Annotated in this window: 4 protein-coding genes and 1 pseudogene; 1 reads left to right on the top strand and 4 read right to left on the bottom strand. The window is 70.0% G+C overall.

What is annotated here, in order from left to right; translation table 11 throughout:
- Positions 1-180 precede the first annotated feature (180 nt).
- The 3 genes from ON30_RS08600 to ON30_RS08590 all read right to left on the bottom strand — a co-directional run bounded on the left by ON30_RS08600 (position 181) and on the right by ON30_RS08590 (position 3,159).
- Positions 181-1,311, bottom strand: a complete 1,131-nt coding sequence (locus ON30_RS08600; protein ID WP_040705600.1) for an NDMA-dependent alcohol dehydrogenase — start codon at positions 1,309-1,311, stop codon at positions 181-183.
- Positions 1,312-1,465: 154 nt separating this feature from the next.
- The gene (locus ON30_RS08595; RefSeq protein ID WP_040705598.1) at positions 1,466-2,035 is read right to left on the bottom strand and encodes a DinB family protein; all 570 of its coding nucleotides are present in this window, start codon (positions 2,033-2,035) and stop codon (positions 1,466-1,468) included.
- Between the two features lie 71 nt (positions 2,036-2,106).
- Complete coding sequence (locus tag ON30_RS08590; protein ID WP_040705596.1) at positions 2,107-3,159, bottom strand: phosphotransferase family protein; 1,053 nt, start codon at positions 3,157-3,159, stop codon at positions 2,107-2,109.
- A gap of 89 nt (positions 3,160-3,248) precedes the next feature.
- Here ON30_RS08590 and pabB point away from each other — a divergent pair.
- Positions 3,249-5,486: pseudogene (gene pabB / locus ON30_RS37240) on the top strand (aminodeoxychorismate synthase component I); the annotation flags it as partial.
- A 29-nt stretch (positions 5,487-5,515) separates the two neighbouring features.
- On the opposite strand, the gene ON30_RS42500 reads toward pabB, so the two are convergent.
- Positions 5,516-5,989 (bottom strand): hypothetical protein, encoded by a 474-nt coding sequence (locus ON30_RS42500; RefSeq protein WP_040705595.1) that lies wholly within the window; start codon positions 5,987-5,989, stop codon positions 5,516-5,518.
- Between the last annotated feature and the right edge of the window lie 11 nt (positions 5,990-6,000).

Here is a 6,000-nt window from a genome sequence, read left to right as displayed (position 1 = left end):
CCCGGCACCCGGCACCCCGGCACGGAGCATGGGCGCAGCCTGCCTGGTGCGCGGGGTCGCGACGAAGATGACCCGCACCGGCCGGCGGAAGGGAACACCGTTGTTCCCACCACCACGGCCGACGCCGACGACCTCGACGCTGAGGTCGGCGACGCCGCGCTTCCGGTGCGGACCGAGTTCCTACCAGTCGTTCTCGGTGTAGCGGATGATGCCGCGGATGTTCTTGCCGTCGAGCATGTCCTGGTAGCCCTGGTTGATCTCCTCGAGGGAGTAGCTGCGGGTGACCATGTCGTCGAGGTTGAGCTGGCCGGACTTGTAGAGCGCGAGCAGGCGCGGCGCGTCCTGGCGGGCGTTGCCGCCGCCGAAGATGCAGCCCTTGACGGTCTTCTGCAGCATCGACAGCAGGAAGCTGTTGAGCCGGACCTCGTTCTCGTCCATGCGGCCCATCGAGGTGACGACCAGCGTGCCCGCCTTGCCGGTGAGGATGAGCCCTTCCTCGATGTAGCCGCCGTGCATCTCGCCCATGGTGAGGATGACCTTCTCGGCCATGCGGCCTTCGGTGGCCTCCATCAGCGGCATGATGGCCTCGGCCATCGACGCGTAGGTGTGCGTGGCGCCGAACTTCTGGGCCTGTTCGAGCTTCCACGGGTTGGGGTCGATGGCGACGACCTTGGAGGCGCCCGCGAGCACCGCGCCTTGCAGCGCGCTCATGCCGACGCCGCCGATGCCCGCGATGACGGCGGTCTCGCCGGGCTGCACCTGGGCCACGTGGGTGGAGGAGCCGAAGCCGGTGGGGACGCCGCAGCCGACCAGGCAGGCGACCTCGAACGGGATGCTCGGGTCGATCTTGACGACCGAGGTGTGATGGACGGTCATGTACGGCGCGAAGGTGCCGAGCAGGCACATCGGGATGACGTTCTCGCCGCGGGCCTGGATGCGGTAGGTCCCGTCGCTGATGGACTGGCCGAGCAGCAGTCCGGCGCCGAGGTCGCACAGGGCCATGTTGCCCGACACGCAAGCCGGACAGCGTCCGCAGGCGGGGATGAACGACAGGATGACGTGGTCACCGACCTGGAGGTCGGCCGGGCAGTTGGGCCCGAGTTTGGTGATCACGCCCGCGCCTTCGTGGCCGCCCATGACGGGGAAGGCGGGCATCGGTGTCGCACCGGTGACGATGTGGTGATCGGAATGGCACATACCGGCGGTTTCCATCCGGATCTGCACCTCGCCCGCGACGGGATCGCCGATCTCGATCTCCTCCACGGACCACGGCTGGTCGATCCCCCACAGGATCGCGCCCTTCGTCTTCATTCCTGTCGACCCTCTCGCATGCAGGTGCTTGTATGTGACTGCACTTACACTACGAAACAATCGGCAAAAATGGAACGCGTTCTAGTGGGATGGCGAAAAATCGTCGGCACGGCCCTCGCTCCGCCTGGAACACGTTGCAGAATCGCCGCCGGCCTCAGCGCCGCACGTCGGCCACGTGGTGAACCAGGTCGTGCAGGAAGTAGCGCGCCAGCGAGGCGACGGTGAACGTCGAACCGTCGTCGCGACGGGCGCGCAACGCGAGGGCGGACCCGGGGATCGCGGCGAGCAGGTCGGCCATCGCCCCGGCGGCGGCCGACAGGTCCGCGGCGACTGCGGCGGGGTCCTGGTCGCCATAGCGGTCGGCCTCGGCGGTGGCGTCCTGATCCCAACCCGGAAAGCCCGGAATCCCCTCGGCGGTGACGGTCGCGGGGCCGCTGAAAGGCGGCGGCGGGCCGGGTTCGATCCGCGCGGCGACGGCCGTGCGATAGGCGAAGATCCGACAGACGTCGCGGGCGTGGGCCGCGTACTCGAGGGCGGACCAAGTGGCGTCGTCGGGTCGAACGGCCGCTCCGGGTACGACCGCGGCCGCGGCGAGGGCTCTCGCACTGTCGCGGGTCAGGGCGGGGATCGCCGCGAACGGCGTGCCGGGTGCGTCGAATCCGCACTCCGGACACACGGTGTCCACGACCCAGGTCCAGTTCTTCACATCCGGCACGATCGGCATGTGCCGATCGTGCCATGGCGGAATCTATTCGGCGATCAATATTCCGCCATCGAGCGTCGAGATGCGGACGCTCACTCCATCAGCCGGTACGCCTTCTCGAACAGTTCGACGGTGATCGAGTGCAGGAAATCGCCGACATCCTTGGGCGCCTTGCCCGCGAAGGCGCGCGCGTGGGTGCCCTCGAGCACGATGCCGAGCTTGAAGCAGGCCAGCACCGTGTACCAGGACACCGCGCTCAGGTCGCGGTCGGAGAAGCGGCCGTAGTGTTCGACCATCTCCTCGGCGGTGGGCAGTCCGCCCGCCTCGCCCAGCTTGCCGATCAGCGCCGCGCCGGAGGTGCGCGGCTCCGGCCGGGTCGCGATCTGCCAGCCCAGATCCAGCAGCGGATCGCCGATGGTCGACATCTCCCAGTCGACCATCGCGGCGACCTCGGGGCCGTCGTAGGAGAACATCATGTTGGCCAGGTGGCAGTCGCCGTGCAGGATGCCGGGGGTCCACTGCTTGGGTCGGTGCCGCTCGAGCCAGTCGCCGACTTCCTGGATGTGCGGGACCTCGGGGCCCGGGTAGCCCTCGTTGGCCGAGTAGGACTCCAGTTCGCCGAGCCAGCGCGGCACCTGACGCTCCAGGAACCCCTCGGGTTTGCCGTAGTCGTTCAGGCCCAGGGCCTGGTAGTCCAGCGCGCCCAGGCGCGAGATGGCCTCCACCGCGGACAGGCCCATCTGCCTGCGCAGTTCCGGGTCGCTCGCGTGCGGTTCGGGTAGTTCGGTCTGCGGGTTGAAGCCGGTGATCGGCTCCATCAGGTAGAAGACCGCGCCGAGTACCGACTCGTCGGGACAGGCCGCGATGACGCGCGGCGCGCGCACTTTGCCGTCGAGCGCGCCGAGCAGTCGGGCCTCGCGGCGGATGACATCGTTGCTCTTGGGCCGCAGGTGCTGCGGGCCGCGGCGCAGCACGTATTCCCGGCCGCCGCGCGAGAACTTCAACATGATGTTCTGGGTGCCGCCGCCCAGCGGAGTCACCCCCGTGAATTCGCCGGCGGGTAAGCCCTGCTCATCCATCCACTTCCCGACGACCGCGAAGTCGACGACCTCGCGATCCACTTCCACCGGCTGCGCAACAGACATGTCCCACATTGTGCACGACCGATGCCCGAAAACTGAAGGCACCCGACAACAGTTTGCTGGAAGGGGCCGGGCGTAGGGTTCAGCACACCATGCGCACCCTGCTCGTCGACAACTACGACTCGTTCACCTACAACCTCTACCAGCTCCTCAGCGAGGTGAACGGCGTGGAGCCGACCGTGGTGCGCAACGACGACACCCGCGCGCTCGACCCGGCCGACTACGACAACATCGTCATCTCCCCCGGCCCCGGACGCCCCGACCGCGCCGCCGACATGGGCGTCTCCACCGACCTCATCGCCCGCACCACACTTCCCCTGCTCGGCGTGTGCCTGGGTCACCAGGGCATCGTGATCGGCGCGGGCGGACAGGTCGTGCGCGCACCCCGCCCCCGGCACGGCTATCTCGACCACGTCGCCCACGACGACCGCGACCTGTTCGCGGGCCTGCCCCAGGGTTTCACCGCCGTGCGCTACCACTCGCTGTGCGCGGCCACGCCCCTGCCCACCGACCTGGAGATCACCGCCTCGAGCGCCGACGGGGTCGTCATGGGCGTGCGCCACCGCCGACGACCGCAATGGGGTGTGCAGTTCCATCCCGAATCCATCGCGAGCGACTACGGGGCGGCCCTGCTGCGCAATTTCGCCGCACTCACCACCCGGCACCGAGACCGTCTCCGCGCCGGCCTCGCAGAGACCCCGCACGAGGCTTTCCGCCGGGCGAGCACATCGAACGGTTCCCCCTTCCTGCCGGCGACGCCCTCAACGGCGTCCGTCCCGCCCGGCACGGCTGAGCCCACCGCCGGCCGCACGGTTTCGGTACCGGACACCGCCGAGAACGCGGCCGGCCCGACCTCGGTCGACGCACGTGACGCCGGACCGGTCGATCCTGTCCGAGACGCTCGGTTCGCCGTGCGGGATCGGCTCGCCGCGCTCCCGAGCGGGTGGATGCTGCGGCACCGGGTGCTCGAGCGCGCGATCGACACCGAGGCGATCTTCCTGCGCCTGCACCGCGACTCCCCGACCGCGTTCTGGCTCGACAGCGAACACGTCGAACCCGGTTCGGCGCGTTTCTCCTTCCTCGGCGACGCGGGCGGGCCGCTGGCGGAGGTGGTGCGGTACCGGGTCGGGGCCGGGAGCGTGGAGGTCACGGACGCCGAAGGGCGGGTGCGTACCGTCGCGGGTGACGTCCTCGACTATCTGGCCGCGCGGTTGCGCGAGTTACGGATCGACATCCCGGACCTGCCTTTCGATTTCCCGTGCGGCTACGTGGGTTATCTCGGCTACGAGGTGAAAGCCGACTGCGGGGCCGAGGCCGCGCACCGCGCCGCCGCACCGGACGCGCAGTGGATCTTCGCCGACCGCCTCGTCGCCGTCGACCACCTCGCCGGACGCACCCACCTGCTGACGCTCACCGACCCGGCGGGCGAGGCGGGGTCGCTGGACTGGCTGCGCGACACCGCCGAAATCCTGGAATCCCTGCCCACCTGGGCGAATCCGCCCGCGCTGGAGGTGCCGGTCGACATCGCCGCCGTCGCCGACCTGTTCGGCCGCGGACCCGCCCGCTACCGCGCCGACATCGCGGCCTGCCTCGAGCAGTTGCGGGCGGGCGAATCCTACGAGATCTGCCTCACCGACACCCTGAGCTTCCCGGCCGCCGAGAACGACGGCCTCGACCTCTATCGGGCGCTGCGGCGCTGCAATCCCGCGCCGTATGCCGCCTACCTGCGCTTCGACGGCCTCGACATCGCGTGCTCGTCACCGGAGCGGTTCCTGCGCGTGGATCGCGACCGCACGGTGGAGAGCAAACCTATCAAGGGCACCGCCCCGCGCGGCGAAACCCGCGAGCAGGACGAACGAGTGCGACGGGAGTTGGCCGCCGATCCCAAGACCCGCGCCGAGAACCTGATGATCGTGGACCTGCTGCGCAACGATCTGGGCCGGGTGTGCCGGATCGGCAGCGTGCACGTGCCGGAACTGATGGCCGTCGAGACGTACACGACACTGCATCAACTGGTGTCGACGGTGCGGGGAACGCTGCGTCCGGAGGTGGAGGTCGTCGACTGTCTGCGCGCCTGTTTCCCGGGCGGTTCGATGACGGGCGCGCCGAAACTGCGCACGATGCGGATTCTCGACGGGCTCGAGACCGAGGCGCGCGGCGTGTATTCGGGCACGATCGGCTTCCTCGGCCTGGGCGGGGCCGCCGATCTGAACATCGTCATCCGCACGGCCGTGCGCCACGAGGGCCGATGGCGGATCGGGGCGGGCGGGGCGATCGTGCTCGACTCCGATCCGGAGCAGGAGTACCGCGAGATCCTGTGGAAGGCCGCGGCGGTGCACCGGGCCGCCGATCCGGCGGTTCAGCGGCGCGGCGCGGCGGGCGGGTCGTCGTCCGGACGCGAGCGTCCTCGTCCGGCCACCCGGCCCAGCATCGAGATCCCGGGCAGTCGGGAGACCGCGCCGAACACGTCCTCGCCCAGGGAGATCAACGCCTCGAGTCGCGGCAGCAGTCGGTCGTAGGCGGCGAAGGCGGGGTCGGCCAGCGCCAGGGTGCGGTCGAGGCGGTCCACGGTGCTGTTGAGCCGGTCGATCGCGGTCGAGAGGCTCTCGATCAGATCGGGGAGTTGGGCGGCCAGTTGCGCGGAGGCGGGCGGCAACCGCACGGCGGCGTCGAAGGCGTGCCCGGCGGTCAGTTGCGCGGCTTCCAGCGCCTGGCCGGCCGCCGACTGCGCGGCCTCGACCGCGGACTGGGCGGCGGCGAGCAGATCGGCCGGACCGGGTCTGCGCCCTTTCGGCGCGTCGCCCGGACGTCCCTGCCCTTTCGGCGTGGTCATGGCCACCACTG

It is taken from the genome of Nocardia takedensis NBRC 100417 (genome assembly GCF_000308695.1).
GTDB classification, from domain to species: Bacteria; Actinomycetota; Actinomycetes; order Mycobacteriales; family Mycobacteriaceae; genus Nocardia; species Nocardia takedensis.
The sequence above is the reverse complement of the archived record's forward strand: the minus strand, read 5'-3'. Positions and strand labels throughout refer to the sequence as shown.